Genomic DNA, 20,786 nt, shown 5'->3' on the forward strand with positions numbered 1-20,786 from the left:
GGCATGGAAAACGCGGGGAAAGAAGGGTTACGCCGGGCCAGTTTTGGGAGCTGGGGCACAATTGCAACATGGAATAAACCACAGTCGGCCAGCAACTGCGGTTTATTCCGTTGGTTCGCCATTATTTTTTTCTATCAGCCAGGGCGATATCCAACACCGGCTGCAATTTGGCTGGCGTGAACGGAGGGGAAACCAAGACCGAGCGATTATTGGCAGCAAAAACAATATCAATGCCGGTAATACAGGCAGTCATATGGCAAACGTATTTATCGCCTTTGGGATCGGCGAAATGCAGCTCAAAAACGCCGAGCTCCGGGCGCAGACGTTTCAGCCGGCACTCACCTTCATCGCCATAAATGTCGGCATACGCCGAAGGCAACATCTTGATAGCTTTAACTTTATTGCTGTCCCTGCCACCGAATAACTTCCCTAATGAAAACATAAACGCACACCTGTCATGATTTTATTTTTAGCCATTTTATCCCAAGGTCGAAAAGGCAAAAATGATATTACGCAGACTTTAAGCAAGGTTTACGGGCTGTTATTGCCCCGTGGCATGTGTTAGCGCAACAGTCAATTTGGCCACTCAGTACGGCATTATAACTCCAGGCAGGAGATGCGTATCACATCCCGGAAACTTTTCCGCCGGTTGAAAGGTAAATGAAAGGTTGTTGATTTAACAATCCAGCAACCCGTATCGGCGGGGATCCGCACCGACTGAAAAATACCTTGGGGAAAGCAATGAAAAAAATAATCACCCGCACTCTGACCGCCACCGCCCTGCTGTTGGCAGCCAATCAGGCCTTTGCCGTCGAAGCACCGAAACGCACCGAATGTATCGCCCCTGCCAAGCCCGGCGGAGGGTTCGACCTGACCTGCAAGTTGATTCAGGTTTCGCTGCAGGAAACCAAAGCCATCGATAAACCGATGCGCGTTACCTACATGCCCGGCGGCGTTGGCGCAGTAGCCTACAACGCCATCGTTGCCCAACGTCCGGCAGAGTTCGGCACGGTTGTCGCCTTCTCCGGTGGCTCGTTGCTGAACCTGTCACAAGGGAAATTCGGCCGCTACAACGTGGACGACGTGAAATGGCTGGCCGCCGTCGGTACCGACTACGGCATGATCGCGGTCCGTGCCGACTCGCCATACAAAACCCTGAAAGACCTGATGGATGCCTTCCAAAAAGATCCGAACAGCGTGGTGTTCGGCGCGGGTGCCTCGATCGGTAGCCAGGACTGGATGAAAACCGCCCTGCTGGCGCGTGAGGTCGGGGTCGATCCTCACAAGATGCGTTACGTGGCATTCGAAGGCGGCGGCGAGCCGGTTACCGCATTGCTGGGCAACCACATTCAGGCAGTTTCCGGCGATCTGAGCGAAATGGTGCCTTACCTGCAGGGCGACAAAATTCGCGTGCTGGCGGTGTACTCCGATCAACGCCTGCCGGGCCAGTTAGCCAATGTGCCGACCGCCAAAGAGCAAGGCTTCAATCTGGTATGGCCGATTATCCGCGGTTTCTACGTTGGCCCGAAGGTCAGCGAAGAGGAGTACCAGTGGTGGCTCGACACCTTCCAAAAAATGATGGCAACCGACGAGTTCAAAAAACAGCGCGATCTGCGTGGTCTGTTTGAATTCAACCTGGCTGGCAAGGAACTGGATGCCTACGTGAAAAACCAGGTCAATCAGTACCGCGAACAGGCCAAAGTTTTCGGCCTGGCCAAGTAACCGGAGGCTACCATGAGCGATCGCATTTTCGCCGGTTTCTGGCTGCTGCTGTGCATTGGCGGCCTGTTTATCGGCTGGGGTATTCAGAGCGAATACAGCTACGAACCGCTGGGCCCCCGTCCCTTCCCGCTGGCGATTCTCAGCCTGATGGCGCTGTGCGCGGCGTTACTGCTGCTGAACAAGCCGCAGGTGGTTGAATGGCCGCATAACAAGGTGATGCAACGCCTGCTGGTGCTGGTCATTACGCTGGTGCTGTACGCCTGGGGCTTCGAATGGCTGGGCTTCCCGCTGGCAACCGCACTGCTGACCTTCAGCATTGGCCTGCTGTTCCAGGCCAGCCTGAAAGCGGCATTGGTGTCCGGCGTGGTGATGGGCGTGGCGCTGTATTACGCCTTTGACCGCTTACTTGATGTGACACTGCCACTCGGCGTTTGGCTGAGCTAACGGGGGCGATGATGGAAACCTGGATGTATTTGTCTCAAGGGTTCGAGGTGGCATTGGTGCCACAGAACCTGATTATCGCCCTGATCGGCTGCTTCGTTGGCACCATTGTCGGCCTGCTGCCGGGGTTGGGGCCGATCAACGGCGTGGCTATTTTGCTGCCGCTGGCGTTCGCTCTCAAACTGCCGGCAGAGTCCGCACTGATCCTGCTGGCGACGGTGTATATCGGCTGCGAATACGGCGGTCGTATTTCCTCGATCCTGCTCAACGTGCCGGGTGACGCGGCGGCGATCATGACGGCCCTGGACGGCTATCCGATGGCGCAACAGGGGCGCGCCGGTGTGGCGCTGTCGATCTCGGCGGTCAGCTCTTTCGTCGGTTCGATGATCGCCATCGGCGGCATTATCCTGTTCGCCCCGCTGCTGGCACGCTGGTCGCTAGCGTTCGGCCCGGCGGAATATTTTGCCCTGATGGTGTTCGCCATCGCCTGCCTGGGCAGCATGATGAGCCAGAACCCGCTGAAGTCGCTGCTGGCGGCGCTGATTGGCCTGGGGCTGGCGACGGTCGGGGTGGATGCCAACACCGGCGTTTATCGCTTCACTTTCGACAGCGTTCATCTCTCCGACGGCGTGCAGTTCATCGTGGTGGTGATCGGCCTGTTCTCGGTCAGTGAAATTTTGTTGATGCTGGAAAGTACCAGCACCGGGCAGAAGCTGGTGCGCAAAACCGGTCGCTTACTGTTTAATCGCAAAGAGGCTGCCGAATGCGTTGGCCCCACGCTGCGCTCTTCGGTGATCGGTTTCTTCGTCGGCATTTTGCCGGGCGCGGGTGCCACCATCGCCAGTGCGCTCACCTATATGACCGAAAAGAAAATCAGCGGCAACAGCGACACCTTCGGTAAAGGGGATATTCGCGGCGTGGCGGCTCCTGAGGCGGCCAATAACGCTTCGGCCTGCGGCTCGTTTATTCCGATGCTGACGCTGGGCGTGCCGGGTTCCGGTACCACGGCGGTAATGATGGGCGCACTGACTCTGTACAACATCACACCCGGCCCGGCGATGTTCACCGAGCAGCCAGATATTGTCTGGGGGCTGATCGCCGCACTGCTGATTGCCAACGTCATTTTGTTGATTATGAACCTGCCGTTGGTTGGTCTGTTCACCCGCATGCTGACCATTCCGCTGTGGTTCCTGGTACCGGCGATTGCCGCAGTGTCGGCGGTCGGTGTTTATGCGGTGCACAGCACCACCTTTGACCTGCTGTTGATGGTCGGACTGGGGGTGTTTGGCTACATCCTGAGGAAAATGCACTTCCCGATGTCGCCGTTGATCCTGGGCTTCGTGTTGGGAGAGATGCTGGAGCAGAACCTGCGCCGCGCGCTGTCTATCAGCAACGGACAGTTTGGCATCCTGTGGAGCAGCAGCATCGCGCAAACCTTGCTGGTGTTGGCGGTAGCCGTGCTGGTACTGCCGCTGGTGTTGCGCATAGTGCGCAAACGTCGCCAAACGGTGGAAGCGGCCAAGGCCGAATAAGTCAAAGGGCGGGGTTATTCCCGTAATGCTTGTCAGTTAAGGTGTATTGTTCCCTCTCCTTTGGGAGAGGGTTAGGGTGAGGGGATACATATTGACGCGAAAGCCCCTCACCCCGGCCCTCTCCCTCTGGAGAGGGGGACTATCACTTTAGCAAAGTCGTACATTATTATTCAGAACTTTGCTTAACTGACCGGCATTACGGGTTATTCCCGCCCTTTTCATTTAACGCTTAATTTCAGCTATCGCCCGTTCCAGGGCCGCAATATCATCATCGGCCAGCAAGGGCTGCACGCGGGCAAAATCTTCCGCCGACAAATCATAAATACGCAAAGCCAATAACCGGGCGATGGTCTGCGGGCTAAACCGCAGTTTGATTGGCCGTGCCGGATTGCCGCCCACGATGGTGTAAGGTTCAACATCCTTGGTCACAATACTGCCAGCAGCCACTATCGCCCCTTCCCCAATGCTCACACCCGGCATCAGCATCGCCCGCATCCCGATCCAACAACCGTCCCCTAACCGGGTGTCGCCCCTCGGCTGATAGGAAGCCAGAATGCTTTCCATCATCGGATACAGGCAGAACCAATCGGCACGGTGAGTATGATTCCCCCCCATCAGGATCACGGCCTCGGCGGCAATGCAGACATAATCGCCGATCAGCAATTGGTCTATCGCCCCTAGCGGCTGCCACTGTTGGCTGACCTCGTCCCCGTGCAAATAACGCACCACGGAGCGTTCAAAACCGTCATCCAGGTAGTCGCTGTAATAGCTGTGGGTCCCTTTGACGATAATATTGGGGTTGGTCACCGTTTGGTGCAGCAGTTCTGTTTTTGACCAGTGTTTTTCAGTCATGGCGCTTTCTCTATATTCATTGCAAGAGCCACAGCCTAAAGTCTGTGGCAGTGTTTTTTGGTCGCAAAACACTGCCGGACTAAGCGATTAACGCCCGTTTTAATCTTGGGTTATTGGTCATTATTGCCTCCAAATCTCGGCATAATGCTAACAAATCAGGCCTCGGCCGTCTTGTTTTTCAACATCAGCACCCCGCCCATCACCAGGGCGCTGCCGAGCAGTTGTAACGAGTTCATGTTTTCCCCCAGCAGGAAATAGGCGATCACCGCCGTGAACACCAACTCCAGCGACAAAATCAGGTTCGCTACCGCCAGCGGCAGGGTTTTCAGGCTGATGTTGTACAAACCAAACCCCAACAGCGTCGGGCCTGCGGCCAGCGTCAACAGCAACAACCAACCGCGCCACTCGATGCCCTGAACGCCCTCGGAAAGGAACCACAAAGAACCGGTCATGCCGTGGAATGCCGCCAGCGGGTATAACGTCAGCGCAATGTTGAACAGCCACTGATAGACGGCGGAAAAACCGAACACGTACAAAATGGTATTCCACACCGGATAATGGCGTTCAGTCGCCACCCGTCCGCCCAGCGTGTAGAGGGTATAACCGATGCCGGACAGCATACCGACCAACAACCCCAGCAGGTTGAAATGGCTGTTGCCCATGCTGTCACCGTTGCTGACCAGAAAACAGCCGCCCAGGCTGACCACAATCACCACCAACTGGCGCAGGTTCAGGCGTTCGCTGTAGATCATCCAGCCGAGGAAGACGGTAAAACCCACCGAGCAGTAAGTCAGGATGGTCGCCACCGACGCGCCGTTCAGCGCCACCGACAGCGTCCACAGGCTGTTGAATACCGCCAGCAGCAGACCATAACAGGCATAAAACGGGATCTGGGAACGCCGTAAGCGTGCCCACTCAGGCTTGAACAGCAACAACGCCGGTAATAAAACCAGCGCCACCAATGCCGCTCGCCAAAAGGCCAGCACAAAGGTCGGCAGGTGATAATACTGCGTCAACACGCGGATAATAATGGCGGTAAAGGCCAGCAACATGGCGCTGATAATGGCAATCACATAACCCTGACTGCTGCCCTGTAAAATGCGCGCGCCGGGGAAAACCGGCCTGACTGAAACACCCGATGGTAATGACATGACACCCTCAAAAAAACGGCGGTAATAGACTCAGGCAGAGATTCTAACGCCGCGCGATTTTGCCGCCAGAGCCACTTTCCCCCGATGTTATACAGGCCACTTTTATCCGCTTGAAGGCCTGCTGCTATGGGGTATAGTAAAAAGTGCCACCAACTACCGAGCCAATTTTGCATGCATATTCCGTTAGACCGTCAGCAGGATGTTCCGCTGTATCTGCAAATTGAGGAGGCGTTGCGGCGGGCAATCCTGAGCGGCGTATTTGTTGATGGTGACAAACTGCCCTCCACGCGCCAGCTTGCCGGCGAATTGGCCGTCAGCCGGTTGACGGTGGACAACGCCTATGCCGAATTGGCAGCCAAAGGCTTTTTACGCCAGCGACGCGGCAGCGGTGCCTATGTCCAGCACCCGCTGGCACAGCCCGCACAGCCACAACCGGCAACCGATGTCCCTTTCCCGGCGGAGCGTTTTACCACCCTGACCTCACGGCTGGATGGTTACCCCGATATCCCGCTGCCGGACAGCATCATCAACTTTGCTGCCGGTGTCGGCAGTCCGAAAGTTTTCCCACAGGAAGAGTTCCGCAAGATCTTGCTGTCGGTGCTCAGCCGCCATGCGGAAGAGGCTTTCAGCTATGGCGAATACTGTGGCTACTACCCGCTGCGCGATACGCTGGGGCGGATCCTCACCGCGCAGGGCATTCCGACCCATGCGGAACAATTGCTGATCACCAACGGTTCACAACACGCCATCAGCCTGATTGTGCAAAGCCTGCTGGAGCCGGGCGATACGGTGATCGTCGAACAGCCGACCTACGCCGAAGCCCTGGGGCTACTGCGCCTGCACCGCATCAATATCGTCACCATTCCCAGCGATCGGCACGGCATGCTGGTTGACCAACTGCCCGCCCTGCTGGAAAAACACCGGCCGAAGCTGATTTACACCATACCCAATTTCCATAACCCTACCGGGCGCTGCATGAGTGAAGCCCGGCGGCGTCGCCTGTTGGCACTGGCTCAGCATGCCGGGGTGGTGATCCTCGAGGACGATTTTGTCGGCGATTTGCGCTACAACGGCAAGCAATTGCCCTCGCTGCGGGCGCTTGCGCAGCCGGGGGCGGTGATTTATGTCAGCACATTTTCCAAAATGCTGTTGCCCAGCATGCGCATCGGCTATCTGGTGGCGGACAGCGAACACTATCAACGCATCGCCCGATTGAAACACGTCGACAGTTTTACCAGTTCCAATCTGATCCAGCGCGCGCTGGACGCCTTCGTCACCATCGGGCGCTACGACAAGCAACTGCGGCGTGCCGGACGAGTCTATCGCCAGCACCGGGATGTGATGGTCGCCGCATTACAGCAGCAACTGCCGCCAGGCTGCCGGTTTGAAACGCCGGAGGGCGGGTTGTTTATCTGGCTGACGCTGCCCGCCGCCGTTAGCACCGAAGCACTGATGCCGGTGGCCTGGCGACAAGGCGTGACTTTTGCACGCGGAGAGTGTTTTTATGCCGAGGAACAGCGTGGCGCGCACGGCCTGCGATTGAATTTCGCCGCCAACACGCCGCCGCTGATTGAAGAAGGTATCGCCCGGCTGTGCCGGGCGATTAGTCAGGTGATAGATTCAGAATAAACCGGTGATTACAGCCCGGCCCACCACAGCCGCAGCTTCATGCCCCAATAGCTGGTCCAGCCGGTGGTGCTCTGCACCACCTGGCCTTTGGAGATAATCACCAGCGTCGGGGTAACGCCGATTTGCCACTGCGCCGACAGTTCGCCACGCGGGTCGTTAACCACCGGCAAGGTCACCCTCTTACCTGCCAGCCACCTCGCCACCTGAGCATCGTCACCGGAGCGCAGCGCTACGGTCAGCACGTTGTCGCCCTCGCCGACCAGTCTGGCAACATAGGGCGTGGTGAAGCGGCAAACACCGCACCAGCTGGCCCAGAAATAGACCAGCAAGGGTTTATCCTGACTGAGCTGTGCCAGTGACACCTGCTCACCACTCAGCGTCGTCAGGAGCTGCGAATCGAAGGCTGGCGGAGCCTGCGGTGCACGCAGCCAGTCCATGCCGAACGCCGCCACCAGGACAATCAACAGCAGGATCAGCAGTTCCCGCGCCCAACGCCGCAGCCTAGCCATTTTTGACCTTCGCCAATTGCTGTTTCACCATCGCCTCCAGCTCCTCGTAAGACACTGCCCCCGGCAACATCTGATCGCCGATCAGCGTTGCCGGCGTCCCCTGCACGCCCAATTTTTCTGCCAGCTCCATGTTAGTGCGCAACGTGGTCATGCTCAGCTCACTGGGTGCCACTTCTTTCACTCCGGTTTTCTGCTGGGCAGCGGCAATGCTGGCGGTGTCGTGGAAACCTTTTTTCGCCATCAGCCGCTGGTGCAACTCCCAAAACTGGTCCGGATGCTGCTGCCAGGCAGTCAATGCCACCCGTGCCGAACTGACCGAGCTTTCGCCTTTGAACGGCAATAATTTCACCACCAACGCGACATCCGGATATTGTTTGACGATCTTCTCCAGCATCGGATCAAAACGCTTGCAGTACGGACAGTTGTAATCGGTAAAGGTCACCAGCGTCAGTTTGGCGTTGGTCGCCCCCAGACGCGGGCTGGCCGGGTCTTCATACAGGGCTTTGGCGTTTTGCTTGATCGCCTGGCTGATTTGCTGGCCGGCGGTTTGCTGCTGCCAGGCATCGACCGCCTGCGCCAGAATATCCGGGTTCGACACCAGCGTTTCGCGGATCAGCTCTTTAATGCGGACTTCCTGTTCTGGAGTAAATGGGGCAGCGGCCCAGACAGGGGTGGCGATCAACATCAGTAAAATCATTAATTTTTTCATTGTGAATTTCCTTTGGCGGCGGACAGGGTTTGCAATACGGCATCGCGGGTCAACAGTGGGGACAACACCACGCCGTCGCGCCTGCCGGGGCCATAAATTTGATTAAAAGGCACGGCGACGCTGCCGCGTTGTTGCAGGAAGGCGCTAATTTCGGCCGATGGACGGCTCCAGTCCCCCCGCAGGGCGACAACGTCCTCGGCGCTCAGCGCTTTTTGCACGTCATCGCGCAGCAGTACGTTGAATTTGTTGGCTTTACAGGTCACGCACCAGTCAGCGGTGACGTCGACAAACACCCGTTTGTTCTGGGCCAGCGCCTGGGTGATCGCCTCCTCGCTCAGCGGTTGCCAGGCCACATTGTCGTGCAGCGGCTGACGCCACAGCCCGGCGGTCAGCGAACCGGCCAATAGCACCACCCCAACAAGCACCAGGGTAGCGGCTGCCAGCTTGGCCGCCAGGCGAACCCCGTGTTGCCAACCGACCGCCAGCAACAGGGCCAGCAGCGCGATAACACCCACCACCAGCGTTGGGACTCCACCGATATGGTTGGCCATCAGGCTTAGCAGCCACAACGAAGAAGCCAGCATCAGCAACCCCATCACCAGCCGCAGGCTGTTCATCCAACGCCCCGGACGAGGTAAACGCAGTGCCAGCGCCGGCCAGGCGGCAATCAAGAGCCAGGGCAGGCTCATCCCGATGCCCAGCGCGACAAACATGCCCCACAGCACCGGCAGCGGTGCTGCCAGAGCAAAGGCCACCGCGGTACCCAGGAAGGGCGCGGAACATGGCGTCGCCAGCAAGGTAGCGAAAGCGCCCTGCCAGAAATGCCCACTCAGGCCACGGCCGTTATGGGTCGCCAGTTTGGTGTTCAGCGAAGAGGAAAGTTGCAGATGGAACAGGCCGAACAGGTTAGCGCTGAATAACAGCGTCACCAGCACCATAAAACCGATAAACCACGGGTTTTGGAACTGAATGCCCCAGCCAAGCGCCTGGTTGCTCAGTCGCAGCAGCGTCATCAGCAACGCCAGCGCCATAAATGACGCCACAATGCCGAACGACGAGGCCAGGAACTGCAGCCGGATACTGTGCCGATCACGCTGTTCGACCTGCAAAATCGAGCCCAGTTTGATGCCTAATACCGGCAACACGCACGGCATCAGGTTGAGGATCAGGCCACCGGCCAGTGCCATCAGCACCGCCTGCCACAGTGAGAAGCTTGCCGCAACGGGAGAGGTCAGTGGCCCTTCAATAGGTAACGTCACCTGCTGTGCCACGCCGCCGTCACCGATCACCAACGTCAGGGTTTTGCCACGCAGATCCGGTGCGCTATCGCCCCAGCCATCACTAACCGGCACCCGCGCGAACATCCGGGTTCCGTCACTGCTGACCTTCGGCTTACCGAGATCGGCATCCTCCAGCGTATCGAAGAACAGCTCAGGCTGCTGCCAACCGGCAGCTCGCTCGGCGCTGATCTGCAGTTCCCCGTTCTGATAACCGGCTTTAATACTCTCCACCAACCCATCGGCAATAGGTACCTGCCCCATTGCCTGGGCAAAGTCATGGGTAAACTGCGCGTCGGACGGCGCGTCCAGATCCAGACTGAACGGATAGTCGGTCAAAATGCAGACGTTGCTGCAGGTAGACAGCGTCAAGGTGCCCGCCAACTGACGTGGCACCGCGCCTTTCATCACCATCGGCAGCTCAACCCGATCGTGATAACCCTGGGTGGAGATGCCGGCAACGTCAAAACGCTGCGGCGTTGGCCAGAACCAGGTTGCCGGCGGTGGATTACCCTGCCAGGCGATGGTCGGCGCAATACCGCCTTCCCCCGGCGAACGCCAGTAGGTTTTCCAGCCTTTTTGCAGCTCAATGCCCAGCAGCAAACGGGTTTCCCCGCTGTGCGAGGTATCGGCGCGCAGCCGCACCTTGGCGTGATCGTTAGTCGGGCTTTGTAGCCAGCCGCTGTCCGCCGCCTGCAAAGCAGGTAGCCACAGCAGTAACAGGCAGGCTAATGCCGACCTGATGATATTTAACATGTTTTTTCTCCATAAATGAATCAATCACCAAAACAGACGGGCGATGAACTCATTCACGGAATACGCATAATCGCAGATGTACCCTGAGGGTGGTGGGGGAAATAACTCTGGGAGGGGGAATGCGCAGACGCGCGGCCACGGTCGGGGCCAACAGCACCAGCAACATACCCAGGCCGAACAGCAGGGTTTCGAACATTACCGGCGGCGAGGCCAACAGGGATTTTGCACTCAGTTCGCAGGGACTGGGTTGCAGTTCAGCGGCATCATCGGTGGCAGAGGTGAGAGTGCTGACGGCAGGCAGGCCCATCACTTGCTGCAACGCATGCAGGCTCGCCATGCGCTGAGTCATGCAGGTCAGCACCACCAGGCAAGCCAGGCATAAAAACCATTTCGCAATCCGCTGCTGTTTAACCATGCCGTCCTCAATTCCAAGTCTGCGCTTATCTTAGCGGCGCAGACGCTTTTAGCAATGTTTTGCCTGTAAAGAAATGTCTGAGGACGGTATTGGTCGCGGCCGTTTACAGGTATCATAAGAACAATCCTGCGCTTTTCGCCGGGTACGACGATTTTCTACACAGCGAAGGACAGGTGATATGCAACCTTTGAGTGGACCGGGCACCCCGATCGCCAGCGATCGTTCCCCTAGCCCGGACAAAACCACCACCACTGACGGTAGCCCGCTCTCCCCGGCACAACGCACGACGCTGGAGAAGCTGGTCGTCAAGATCATGGCGCTCAGCCCGGCCAAGTCCGCAGAGATCTGGGTCACGCTGCGTCATGACCTGCAAACGGACAACAACAGTGAGCTACTGGCACGCCATTTCCAACCGGCCGAGCAACTGTTGCAAAACCGTCTGGCACAGGTGCAGCAAAGCCATGCCAACCGCCAATTGTTGCAGCAACTCACCGATCTGCTGCCGCAGGGCAATAACCGCCAGGCCGTCAGCGACTTTATTCGCCAGCAGTTTGGCCATACGGTGCTGAGTCAATTGAGCCACCCGCAGTTGCAGCAGGTACTGAACCTGTTGCAGACCGGCAGCCTGACCATCCCGCTCCCGCAACAAACCACCACCAGCGATCGTCCGCTGTTGCCTGCCGAACATCAGAGCTTGCAACTGCAGGTGACCAAGCTGAGCGCCGCCACCGGCGAATCACCGGTCAAAATTTGGCAGACGCTGTTTGATCTCAGCGGGGTCAAAACCAACGATCCGCTCCCGGCTCGTCATTTCCAACTGCTGAATCAGTTTTTGCAGGTGAAGGTAGCGCTGAGTCCACAAACCGCACCGACGCTGAACAATCTGTTGGCCGCACTGAAACATCCTGCGGATCCGCAGGAGCAGCAACAGTTGAATGACTACTGTCAGTCACGTTTTCACTGCAATGCCGGCGCACCGCTGACCCATCCGCAGATGAGCGACCTGATCAACCAGCTGTTTGCGCGTCGTCTGGAAAAGACCGGCCCGGCACAGCCGCTGTCCGGCAGCCACGCCGAACCGCAGCCGTTGCTCAACCCACTGATTGCCGCCCTGCCCCAACCGCTGCAAAAAGCGCTGAGCAAACCGGCCGTGGCGTTTATCCTGTTTATTCTGGTGCTGGCCCTGGTACTGGCGCTGGTGTTTTAACTTTTTGACTTCCCGGCAACCTATTTCCTGGCCAGCGGATAACCCTTATCCAAGGCCAGACTGGGTATGGTGCTCGGAGGCTTCAAGCTTGAATTGACGCACCTGCGGCAGTGCAAGAATAAAGGCTGAAAACATCAGGCCCAATGTGGCGATAAATATCGCCTCGCGCGGGGAGCGTGCCTCGGCCAGGTAACCACTGGCCAAAGCCCCCAAGGGGACCGTAATACAGAATAAAACCTTTAAAGAAGCGATGACTTTACCGATCAGGTGCGGGGGGATAATTATTTGATTAATAGAAACATTAATGACATTAAAAATAGTTTGTCCTAATCCAAAGAAAAAGAATGCAATACCTATAGCAAAAACAGCACTTTCCACCGGCTGTAGCAAACTGAGGATTGCCCCCAGACAACGGTCAAACCAACACCAAATAATAGTGATTTACCATAGCCAAATTTTTTTATCATTAATGGTATTATTGATGCCCCTACCAGGACCCCCAAAGCGCCAGGAATAAACACCAAACTAAGCATTAAAGGTGATATCTTCAATTGATTTACAGCGTAAAATATAAATATTGTATAAATTAATGCATAACAAAAATTCCATATAGCGCCGCTTAGAGTAATTACTCTTAATAACGGTGTTTTAAATACAAATTGATAACCTGCATAAACCGAACTAATACCGCCCTTCCGTTTGTCATTATCTATTGCCAGATTTATTTTTAATTTTTTCAACGGTAACAAAAACAACGATGAAAAAATAAAGAAAATAATGTTAAAAAACAAAGCATCGGCTGCAGAAAAAAACTTTATCACACAACCTGCAATAACCGGCCCCAACAATTCAGAAAGTGAATTTGCACTCGCCAATTTTGCATTGCACTGAATTATTTCAGATGGATGAAACAAAGCAGGAATCAGCTTGCGGTACGAAACATCAAAAAATAACTTACCCGTACCTAACAGGAATGCAGAGATAGCCAAAGTATAAAAATTCGCATGGGAAAAGTAAAATGACATAAAAATAAAAAGTAATATTAGCGCGCAAAAAACCTCACTGGCTATCATAATTTTCAATGGATTATGACGGTCAATTAAAATTCCAGAAAAAATCCCTAATACGATCGGAGCTAACTGTTCTGAAAACACTAAATACCCCATTTGTATTGGCGTTATATGCAATTGCATTATCGCAAAGATGGGCAAGGCGAACAGGGAAACCTCAGCGCCTACTTGAGTTAGTATTTGAGAAAGCCATAGCTTATTGAACGTTCCATTTTGCCATAGTGATATTTTCTCTTTCATAATATTCCCATAGCTATATTCATTAACGTTAAAGTCTTAGTTCTTCGCAGCCCATTCCCTATCAAACACTCTATAATGAAACTCGTCACTTGTAGATCCTTTGAAAAAATCTGCATTTTTCAATTCATTAATCTTCTTAAGTTCCAGAGACTCCACTAAACCAATGGAAGCAATATTGCGCGTATCTATCAATGCATCGACATGAGACAGTTTATAATTATTGAATAAGAAATCCACCAGCATAGACACACACTGTTTTGCCACGCCTTTTTTCTGATATTGACTAAATACATGGTAAGCAATATATGCCCAGCCTTTATCAATCATAACTGTCGACTGGACATACCCCAGATATTGACCAGACTCACGATCTATAATGACCCAATTTAACCATATTTCCTTTTTATCCGCCGAATAGCGTTGAGATACTCGCTCATAGCGAGACTCCAGTTCACCCAACGTTTTCGGGGGTTCGGAAGGTATAAACTTATAATCATCATCAATACACAATCCCGCATACATGCCATGCGCATGCCATTTTTCTAAAGGTTCCAGTATATATAAATCTGATGTTATAGGTTCAATTAGTTTAAAGCTCACGATTCGAACTCCATTAGCCCTAACATCATGACTGTAAACAGAGAATTAATGACAGAATCACTGTTATTTTCGAGTAAGTCATAAGACAACAATCCACCATTCTTGTTTATTGAATCAAAGATATCCAAACTCACACTCGCAGACAGCCGGCCTTTGATAAAGAAAACATATCGCTGTCCATTAGAAAAAATAATATTGGTTAATGTGCCATCACTCAATTTAATTGAGTGTCCTGCCTTAAAAATCTGCAACCAATGGGTTTCATTTCTGGATATAAGGCGGTCTCCCAGAAGTAATAAATCGACTTCATCATTATGCCTAAAGAAAGTAATGGCATCCTCAGCACTGTCGATAATAGGTTCGCCGCCGCCATTGAGGGAGGTGTTGACTAATATTGGATAGCCAGTTTCATCGTTAAAAAATGACATGACTTCATAAAGCGTGGGATCCGTACTTTTTAACAGTGTTTGCGCACGCGTGGAACGATCCGGATGAGCCAGTGCCTTCAACGAAGAAACGTGATTATCCTTTATATAATGGACATAGTTCATATAAGGGCTGATCGTCGGACCGTTGAAGTAATCATTAATTTTATCCTCTTGTATAATCGGAGCAACAGGTCGCCAGTCTTGTCTTTTTTTAATTTTATTCAATCTAACTTTAGACTCTTCCAACAACGGTGAAGCAAGTAAACTACGTCCACCTAATGCTCTTGGGCCAAATTCAGCGCGTCCTGCACAACGAGCAATTATCTTTCCCTCTTGCAATAACTTGGCAATACTCTTTGGTGTCTGCTTGCCATTATCCGTGATAAACAGTGAATGATGCCCCAAAGCAGCATTGATATCAGGTTCAAGAATATCTGTACCCAACCGATCTGTACTATAATTCTCTTGATATTCCAGATTAGGAGTTTCCCATATTCTCTGACCAAAAAAAGCGCAACCTATAGAAATGCCCGCATCATGCGGAGAACTCGGAAAGTAGCAATTTTCAAATATGCCACTATCAAAAACCTCAGAGTTAGATAGTATATTTAGAAAAACACCCCCAGCAGCACAAAAATTATCAGAATGGCCAAGCTGCCTGGTTCTTCTTGCGTAGGAGAATAACGTACTTTGCAAAGCATTTTGTGTCAGTTTTGCCAAGGGAATATTTTTAATTGGGTCACTATTGATAGTGAATCTTTCCTGCCAACCATTACGAAACTCTATATGGCCATCAATGTCAGCTATCAATTCATTAACATTAACGTCTTCATTTCCCGTATGACTCTCTAATGAAGCCAACGCCATTAACTGGCCATGAGCATTCTCACTGCCAAAGACACTCCTTGCGACATTATCATATAAACTTGCTGCATTTTGAATGAATACATCTGGGGTAGGATGAGGAGTACAAAACTCTCTTTCCAATAATGAATAGCCATTTTTGTCGACAGTGTAAATTGACAGGCACTCTGTCTTTAAGACTAAATTCTCCCTGACTTTATTATCAGTGGCATTATTGTAATAATCAGAAAATGACATCACAAAATCCTGCCCTGACTCCGTTGAAGAACCAGCCAAATCAACGACCAAAATACTGGCATCTGGATAACCAGAACAACCAAATGCAGAGATTGCATGAGCAAGGTGGTGAGAAATAACCCTATGTCGTTTGTCCCAAGGGTCAAACAAGTTAAAGCCTGGCTGCACCAAAGGATGTCTTAATCCTACGCCCCCTGGAGCAACAGACTGCAATGATGAAATAATATCAGTAACATCTTTCAACTCAACCCCAGCAAGCTTCAGGCATTGAGTAATCGGCAAATCGTTGCTGAAAAAGGGTCGACCGTCATACTTCCTGCGAGTGACCCTCTCTTGCTGCATGGCAGCCATTAATTTTCCATCGATAACCACAGCACACGAAGAATGATGACCAAGATGAATACCTAGCGTGACTTTTCTCATGTTGTGACCCACCATTAATTTATTTATATTGGTAGTGACTTAATTTAAATTCCCAAAGGATGAAAACCAAATGTCAAAATTGTAACTCTTTCATTTTCTTTTATATGCTCTCGCCCATGGGTTATGCTGCCGGCAAACATGATAACCAACTCTCCTGGCTTAAGATTTATTCGCTCTGGTTCAGAATGAGAAGGGAATACGACCAGGCAAGACCCCGTATCATCTGGGTTGGTATGTTCAAGCATCAACAAAACATTGAGCGAAAAAATGTCAGTATCAATATGCGGGTTTATTCCTTGACCGGTTTTGTCGTAATAGATAAAACTTGCAATCCCTGTGGGTAAAACCTCTCCGGCATGCAAGCGGACAAATTCTGTCAGCTTTGTTGATTTAGAAAACTCATCAGCAATCGGCGCACCACACCCCAGAAAGTGGTCTTTATTATCAACCGCATCCTTCCTTATACTCCTGGCTTCATGTTGCAGAGAATGCAACAGTTCATCTGTCATGAAATCAGGACGGCCACGAAAAGCAATTCCATTGGGTGAGATTCTATTGCTGTAAGGCTGTAATTTAGCCAAACAATCAGTCACTGTATTAAACGCATCAGTTTCGTCTTTCTCAATGGGTAAATTAAACTCTGGAGACAAACCGCCTGCCGCCAATCCCAGTAATAATTTATAATTCGCCTGTTCGGCTTCTGATAGGGTAGAGTTGAAGGCTTTTAATTTTTCCACGATACTTTCAACATGCTCACTCATATTTCCCTCACCATTCAGTTTAAGTTATACGGGTTGAAATCCAAATGCGACTATTCTGACCTCTTCATTTACTTTCATTCGTTCTCTTGAATGTAGAATGCTATCAGCAAACAATATAATCATCTCCCCTGGTTGCAGATAGATACGAACGGGTTCTTGATCGGTAGGATAAAGTATCAACGCGGATGGTGATGACTCGGATTTATGATCTAACATCATTATCACGTTCATTGGGAATTCGGCATTATCTATATGTGGATCAATCCCCATTCCTTTCTCATTGTAATAAAGATAATTTGTCTTTCCTGTAGGAATGATGTTGCCTGCATACTTTTTAACTTGATCAATTAGCTGTTCTGAAAAACCAACTTGCCGTGCAATTATGCCACCGCTTGAGACTAAATGGTCATCAAATCTCTGTGATAAATGATAAAGCTCTTTAGACTCTTCATTTAATGCAGCAAACAGCTCTTCGGACAAAAAATCCGGCCGTCCTTTCCAGGCTATACCATTAACGGTAACCCTATCGTGATGTGGCTGTAGCTCAGCCAAAGACTGCAGCGTCGCTTTCAAAGCAGAATTTTCAACATCCTGTTTATCACTTTTACCCAATAACTCGCCGCAAGCAAGGGAGAGGAGTAACTTGTAATGCTCTCTTTCCTGCTCGGATAACGTATTTTTAAAAGCATTAAGCCTATTATTTATATTTGCTGGTTCAGATGTTTTTATCATATTAAAGCCTCAAAAAATATATAGCGGAATGTAAAAACCGCACCGCTATATATTTCATAATTTAAAAACATTTAAACTAATGGACTTCCAGCTCATCGGAGAGTGCGATAATATCCTCTCTGACCTTGACACTGGCTGCGGCGGAGATAGGTTTTATATAGCTAAACTTATCTTCCGCCTGATTTGACTGTTGAAGTGATGAAAGATGAGTTCCCGCTGACTTGATAATCTTTGAGAACACCTCGCCTTCTTCATCTGAAAGCGTTTCTTTCAACATTTTCAACTTATCTCTTAATGTTGAAAATGAAGCTTCTAGTTCCTTGCTGGTAAGTTGAGACGTATAAATGTTGTTTGTTTCCACTAAATACCTCCAATTACTTTTTATCAAGGATGCGTATTGCTACGCCAGGATTAGATGGCTATTTTCACATGCCATCTAAACTTAATATGGAATGACGGAGTCATAAATAATGAAATTTTATGGTAATTAATCAATCATAAAATTGAAGATAGAAATAAATCATATCAATAGGTTATCGTTCAATGCTTATCAAGCCTTAAACATTAACACTGGTTATATTTAAAAATCACTTTATTTAATGTATTTTAACATGGCAAAAATAGCAAATTTTTAGGTTATTTTTGTTTCAACAAACCTAATTCATTGAAAGTAATTGAGTTTATTAAATTGGTAATGAGAGATAAAACAAATCAGAAAGTTAAATAAATTTTAACATATCATTGAGTTACGATTAAATGGTAAGAATTATCTTATACTTCATTCAAATAACACTGCTTGAGACAACACAAGAGTAACCCCCCTTGTGTCGCCCAACCATAACGGCTCTTTAAGCTGACAACGCCGTTTTCGATTAAATTACTGCTCGGTCAGCCGCAGTTCGGCAACCACCGGCAGGTGATCGCTGACCGCCGGCCAGTGAATGCCGTTCCAGTCGCCGCTGGCGTTCGGCACCGTCAGGCTGTCCAGATGCCAGCGCTGGGCATTGCCGCTAAAGATGTAGTCGACCTTGATTTCCGCATTTTCCGCCGGCCAACTGCGGCCATCTTGCGCGGCAGGCATAATGTCGCTCCAGTAGCGGCTGAGTTCGGTCCAGGTAACGCTGCCCGGAACGTCGTTCATGTCGCCAAACAGCAGCTTGATACCGCGCATTTCGATGGTGCGATCGTTCAACTCACGCACCTGCTCCAAACGCATGGCCGGATCTTCTTTAGTATCCAAATGAGTGTTGATCAGCGTAATCGGCGCCGGAAACTCGGGCACGTCGGTCTGGGCGCTGAAGGCAATGCGCTGTTCACGCTGACCGGAGGGCAGCGGGTAAATCTTGCTGTCATACAGCGGATATTTTGACAGGAACGCCAAGCCATATTCACCGCCGTCATAATCAATCGCGCGGCCAAAAACCACGTGCATACCGGTCAGTTTGGCCAGTTCCTCAGCCTGATCCAGCTTGCCGCTGCGGCCGGTCAGCTTGTCCACTTCCTGCAGCGCCACCACGTCAGCGTTCATCGCCTTGATCGCCTTGGCGATGGCGGTCATATCACTGACTTTACCGGCGGCAATATTGAAGCTGGCTACGCGGATCTTCGGTGCCTGCTCCAGGCTATAGGTTTTGTTCTTCAGGCCGCCAAGTGCGCTGGCCACTTCGCGGCTATTGGCGTTGCTGTTGGCATGGCCACCGTCGGTGGAAGACCAGGCAGTCTGAGAGATTCCCAGGGATAACAAAGAAATAAGCAAAGCGTGACGTGAGCGCATGAATTCTCCTTTAGCATTCAGATTGTTGTTGGGGCATCCGCACCCCAGAGCTAACAACGATTTTGCCGTAGTTACCCGCGACTATTTCCTAGTTGCCCCGCTATTTTTTTATTCTGCGCGGTGTCTCGCATTCCGACGGCTAAAGCATTGCACCATTGGACAACCGGCTGATTTACCATTAAAACCGATAGACCGCTTACCGAGAGGATCCCGCATGACCAGCGCCATAGCCGAACAGCTCACCGAACGTTTCTTCCGTTATCTGGCGGTAACCAGCCAGAGCGATGCCGCCGCCACAGCCCTGCCCAGTACTCCGGGTCAGCACGATATGGCCAAACTGCTGGCAGCCGAACTGCGCGAATTGGGGATGACTGATGTGCAAATTGATGAGCACGCCACCGTTACCGCACGTAAACCCGGCAACCAGCCCGGTGCGCCGCGCATCGGTTTTATTACCCATATCGATACCGTGGACGTCGGCCTGTCGGCAGATATTCACCCGCAGCGCCTGCGCTTTAGCGGCCAGGATCTGTGCCTGAACGCAGAGCATGACATCTGGTTGCGCACCGCCGAGCACCCGGAGATCCTGGCCTACCCGAATGAAGAGATTATTTTCAGCGACGGTACCAGCGTACTCGGCGCCGATAACAAGGCGGCGGTGACGGTAGTGATGACCCTGCTGGCTAACCTGAGTGCCACCGACCGTCACGGCGATATCCTGGTGGCCTTTGTGCCGGATGAAGAGATTGGCCTGCGCGGTGCCAAGGCGCTGGATCTGGCGCGCTTTGACGCAGACTTCGCCTATACCATCGACTGCTGCGAACTGGGCGAAGTGGTGTATGAAAACTTCAACGCCGCGGCAGCGGAAATCCGCATCGAGGGGGTGACCGCTCACCCGATGTCGGCCAAGAATGTGCTGATCAACCCGATTCTTATCGCCAACGACATCATCAATCAGTTCGACAGCCGGGATACGCCGGAGCATACCGAGGGCCGAGAAGGTTATTTCTGGTTCAACGACCTGACGGCCAACGCCAACCTCGCCACGCTAAAAGCGTCGATCCGTGATTTTGATCTGGCGAGTTTCAATGCGCGTAAAGAGCGCATTCAGGAAGTGGTGCGGCAGGTGGCGGCAAACTATCCGCGTGCCAGGGTAAGCTGTAGCGTCACGGATATCTACAGCAATATCAGCAACTCGATCGGTGAAGATAAACGCGCCATCGAACTGATTTTCGGCGCCCTCGCCGCCCATGGTATTCCACCAAAGGTGATCCCGATGCGCGGAGGTACCGACGGTGCGGCGTTATCCAGCCGCGGGCTGGTGACCCCCAATTACTTCACCGGTGCGCACAATTTCCATTCGCGCTTTGAATTTCTACCGGTCAGCGCCTTTGTGAAGTCCTATCAGGTCACCCGCAGCATCTGTTTGCTGGCCGCACGCGGCTAACAGACGCGCC

The 20,786-nt window shown here is 52.0% G+C and carries 21 protein-coding genes; 6 read left to right on the forward strand and 15 right to left on the reverse strand.

Translation table 11 applies throughout. The annotated features are described in order from the left end of the window. Positions 1-121: 121 nt before the first annotated feature. Complete coding sequence (locus M2406_RS18155) at positions 122-442, reverse strand: hypothetical protein (RefSeq protein WP_012146055.1); 321 nt, start codon at positions 440-442, stop codon at positions 122-124. 299 nt (positions 443-741) lie between these two features. On the opposite strand from M2406_RS18155, the gene M2406_RS18160 reads away from it, so the two are divergent. The 3 genes from M2406_RS18160 to M2406_RS18170 are packed head-to-tail and all read left to right on the forward strand — an operon-like array spanning position 742 to position 3,695. Further along, complete coding sequence (locus M2406_RS18160) at positions 742-1,722, forward strand: tripartite tricarboxylate transporter substrate binding protein (protein ID WP_012146056.1); 981 nt, start codon at positions 742-744, stop codon at positions 1,720-1,722. A gap of 12 nt (positions 1,723-1,734) precedes the next feature. Then, entirely contained in the window at positions 1,735-2,166 is a 432-nt protein-coding gene (locus tag M2406_RS18165; RefSeq protein ID WP_112363903.1) for a tripartite tricarboxylate transporter TctB family protein, read from the forward strand. 11 nt (positions 2,167-2,177) lie between these two features. Then, the gene (locus tag M2406_RS18170; protein WP_012146058.1) at positions 2,178-3,695 is read left to right on the forward strand and encodes a tripartite tricarboxylate transporter permease; all 1,518 of its coding nucleotides are present in this window, start codon (positions 2,178-2,180) and stop codon (positions 3,693-3,695) included. A gap of 222 nt (positions 3,696-3,917) precedes the next feature. Here M2406_RS18170 and M2406_RS18175 read toward each other — a convergent pair whose 3' ends face one another. Both M2406_RS18175 and M2406_RS18180 read right to left on the reverse strand, forming a co-directional pair. Continuing rightward, the gene (locus M2406_RS18175; RefSeq protein WP_115184153.1) at positions 3,918-4,547 is read right to left on the reverse strand and encodes a CatB-related O-acetyltransferase; all 630 of its coding nucleotides are present in this window, start codon (positions 4,545-4,547) and stop codon (positions 3,918-3,920) included. Positions 4,548-4,702: 155 nt separating this feature from the next. Next, positions 4,703-5,698, reverse strand: a complete 996-nt coding sequence (locus M2406_RS18180; RefSeq protein WP_012146060.1) for a DMT family transporter — start codon at positions 5,696-5,698, stop codon at positions 4,703-4,705. A 171-nt stretch (positions 5,699-5,869) separates the two neighbouring features. Here M2406_RS18180 and M2406_RS18185 point away from each other — a divergent pair, with 171 nt between their 5' ends. Further along, positions 5,870-7,327, forward strand: a complete 1,458-nt coding sequence (locus tag M2406_RS18185) for a PLP-dependent aminotransferase family protein (RefSeq protein ID WP_112363900.1) — start codon at positions 5,870-5,872, stop codon at positions 7,325-7,327. An 8-nt stretch (positions 7,328-7,335) separates the two neighbouring features. Here M2406_RS18185 and M2406_RS18190 read toward each other — a convergent pair whose 3' ends face one another. Genes M2406_RS18190 through M2406_RS18205 form a run of 4 tightly spaced genes read right to left on the reverse strand, consistent with a single transcriptional unit; the run spans position 7,336 to position 10,993 of the window. After that, positions 7,336-7,836 carry a protein disulfide oxidoreductase gene (locus tag M2406_RS18190; protein ID WP_259190963.1) on the reverse strand — a complete coding sequence of 167 codons (501 nt, stop codon included), beginning with the start codon at positions 7,834-7,836 and terminating at the stop codon, positions 7,336-7,338. Next, a complete protein-coding gene (locus tag M2406_RS18195; RefSeq protein WP_259190964.1) occupies positions 7,829-8,545 on the reverse strand; it encodes a DsbA family protein in 717 nt (238 codons plus the stop codon). Before M2406_RS18195 ends, M2406_RS18190 begins: the two co-directional genes overlap by 8 nt. Then, on the reverse strand, positions 8,542-10,578 hold the full coding sequence (locus tag M2406_RS18200; protein WP_259190965.1) for a protein-disulfide reductase DsbD: 2,037 nt from the start codon (positions 10,576-10,578) through the stop codon (positions 8,542-8,544). The genes M2406_RS18195 and M2406_RS18200 overlap by 4 nt, the downstream gene beginning before the upstream one ends. Positions 10,579-10,627: 49 nt before the next feature. Next, a complete protein-coding gene (locus M2406_RS18205; RefSeq protein WP_259190966.1) occupies positions 10,628-10,993 on the reverse strand; it encodes a copper resistance protein in 366 nt (121 codons plus the stop codon). A 178-nt stretch (positions 10,994-11,171) separates the two neighbouring features. On the opposite strand from M2406_RS18205, the gene flk reads away from it, so the two are divergent. Continuing rightward, a complete protein-coding gene (flk, locus tag M2406_RS18210) occupies positions 11,172-12,200 on the forward strand; it encodes a flagella biosynthesis regulator Flk (protein ID WP_012146066.1) in 1,029 nt (342 codons plus the stop codon). A gap of 45 nt (positions 12,201-12,245) precedes the next feature. On the opposite strand, the gene M2406_RS18215 is transcribed toward flk, so the two are convergent. From M2406_RS18215 to M2406_RS18250, 8 genes are all read right to left on the reverse strand, one after another. Continuing rightward, positions 12,246-12,590 carry a hypothetical protein gene (locus M2406_RS18215; protein ID WP_259190967.1) on the reverse strand — a complete coding sequence of 115 codons (345 nt, stop codon included), beginning with the start codon at positions 12,588-12,590 and terminating at the stop codon, positions 12,246-12,248. Then, on the reverse strand, positions 12,554-13,510 hold the full coding sequence (locus M2406_RS18220) for an MFS transporter (protein ID WP_259190968.1): 957 nt from the start codon (positions 13,508-13,510) through the stop codon (positions 12,554-12,556). The genes M2406_RS18215 and M2406_RS18220 overlap by 37 nt, the downstream gene beginning before the upstream one ends. Positions 13,511-13,546: 36 nt before the next feature. After that, complete coding sequence (locus tag M2406_RS18225; RefSeq protein WP_012146068.1) at positions 13,547-14,110, reverse strand: GNAT family N-acetyltransferase; 564 nt, start codon at positions 14,108-14,110, stop codon at positions 13,547-13,549. Continuing rightward, entirely contained in the window at positions 14,107-16,062 is a 1,956-nt protein-coding gene (locus tag M2406_RS18230) for a carbamoyltransferase C-terminal domain-containing protein (protein WP_259190969.1), read from the reverse strand. The genes M2406_RS18225 and M2406_RS18230 overlap by 4 nt, the downstream gene beginning before the upstream one ends. Before the next feature lie 44 nt (positions 16,063-16,106). After that, on the reverse strand, positions 16,107-16,823 hold the full coding sequence (locus M2406_RS18235; RefSeq protein WP_012146070.1) for a 2OG-Fe(II) oxygenase: 717 nt from the start codon (positions 16,821-16,823) through the stop codon (positions 16,107-16,109). Between the two features lie 24 nt (positions 16,824-16,847). Next, a complete protein-coding gene (locus M2406_RS18240; protein ID WP_135345117.1) occupies positions 16,848-17,555 on the reverse strand; it encodes a 2OG-Fe(II) oxygenase in 708 nt (235 codons plus the stop codon). Between the two features lie 76 nt (positions 17,556-17,631). Next, a complete protein-coding gene (locus tag M2406_RS18245; protein ID WP_041418640.1) occupies positions 17,632-17,916 on the reverse strand; it encodes a hypothetical protein in 285 nt (94 codons plus the stop codon). A gap of 516 nt (positions 17,917-18,432) precedes the next feature. Further along, on the reverse strand, positions 18,433-19,329 hold the full coding sequence (locus M2406_RS18250; protein WP_259190970.1) for an endonuclease/exonuclease/phosphatase family protein: 897 nt from the start codon (positions 19,327-19,329) through the stop codon (positions 18,433-18,435). A 214-nt stretch (positions 19,330-19,543) separates the two neighbouring features. Between M2406_RS18250 and pepT the strand changes: the two genes are divergently transcribed. Beyond that, positions 19,544-20,776 carry a peptidase T gene (pepT, locus tag M2406_RS18255; protein ID WP_259190971.1) on the forward strand — a complete coding sequence of 411 codons (1,233 nt, stop codon included), beginning with the start codon at positions 19,544-19,546 and terminating at the stop codon, positions 20,774-20,776. Positions 20,777-20,786: the final 10 nt, after the last annotated feature.

The sequence above is a fragment of the Serratia sp. BIGb0163 genome, from assembly GCF_024809935.1.
In the GTDB taxonomy this organism is placed as follows: domain Bacteria; phylum Pseudomonadota; class Gammaproteobacteria; order Enterobacterales; family Enterobacteriaceae; genus Serratia; species Serratia quinivorans.

What these genes read in the sequence shown, in the direction of transcription:
- M2406_RS18190 (WP_259190963.1), bottom strand. Translation starts at nt 7,836, where the DNA reads ATGGCTAGGCTGCGGCGTTGGGCGCGGGAACTGCTGATCCTGCTGTTG.
- M2406_RS18240 (WP_135345117.1), bottom strand. Translation starts at nt 17,555, where the DNA reads ATGATAAAAACATCTGAACCAGCAAATATAAATAATAGGCTTAATGCT.
- flk (WP_012146066.1), top strand. Translation starts at nt 11,172, where the DNA reads ATGCAACCTTTGAGTGGACCGGGCACCCCGATCGCCAGCGATCGTTCC.
- M2406_RS18155 (WP_012146055.1), bottom strand. Translation starts at nt 442, where the DNA reads ATGTTTTCATTAGGGAAGTTATTCGGTGGCAGGGACAGCAATAAAGTT.
- M2406_RS18235 (WP_012146070.1), bottom strand. Translation starts at nt 16,823, where the DNA reads ATGAGTGAGCATGTTGAAAGTATCGTGGAAAAATTAAAAGCCTTCAAC.
- M2406_RS18205 (WP_259190966.1), bottom strand. Translation starts at nt 10,993, where the DNA reads ATGGTTAAACAGCAGCGGATTGCGAAATGGTTTTTATGCCTGGCTTGC.
- M2406_RS18220 (WP_259190968.1), bottom strand. Translation starts at nt 13,510, where the DNA reads ATGAAAGAGAAAATATCACTATGGCAAAATGGAACGTTCAATAAGCTA.
- M2406_RS18160 (WP_012146056.1), top strand. Translation starts at nt 742, where the DNA reads ATGAAAAAAATAATCACCCGCACTCTGACCGCCACCGCCCTGCTGTTG.
- M2406_RS18250 (WP_259190970.1), bottom strand. Translation starts at nt 19,329, where the DNA reads ATGCGCTCACGTCACGCTTTGCTTATTTCTTTGTTATCCCTGGGAATC.
- M2406_RS18170 (WP_012146058.1), top strand. Translation starts at nt 2,178, where the DNA reads ATGGAAACCTGGATGTATTTGTCTCAAGGGTTCGAGGTGGCATTGGTG.
- M2406_RS18185 (WP_112363900.1), top strand. Translation starts at nt 5,870, where the DNA reads ATGCATATTCCGTTAGACCGTCAGCAGGATGTTCCGCTGTATCTGCAA.
- M2406_RS18195 (WP_259190964.1), bottom strand. Translation starts at nt 8,545, where the DNA reads ATGAAAAAATTAATGATTTTACTGATGTTGATCGCCACCCCTGTCTGG.
- M2406_RS18180 (WP_012146060.1), bottom strand. Translation starts at nt 5,698, where the DNA reads ATGTCATTACCATCGGGTGTTTCAGTCAGGCCGGTTTTCCCCGGCGCG.
- pepT (WP_259190971.1), top strand. Translation starts at nt 19,544, where the DNA reads ATGACCAGCGCCATAGCCGAACAGCTCACCGAACGTTTCTTCCGTTAT.
- M2406_RS18230 (WP_259190969.1), bottom strand. Translation starts at nt 16,062, where the DNA reads ATGAGAAAAGTCACGCTAGGTATTCATCTTGGTCATCATTCTTCGTGT.
- M2406_RS18200 (WP_259190965.1), bottom strand. Translation starts at nt 10,578, where the DNA reads ATGTTAAATATCATCAGGTCGGCATTAGCCTGCCTGTTACTGCTGTGG.
- M2406_RS18175 (WP_115184153.1), bottom strand. Translation starts at nt 4,547, where the DNA reads ATGACTGAAAAACACTGGTCAAAAACAGAACTGCTGCACCAAACGGTG.
- M2406_RS18165 (WP_112363903.1), top strand. Translation starts at nt 1,735, where the DNA reads ATGAGCGATCGCATTTTCGCCGGTTTCTGGCTGCTGCTGTGCATTGGC.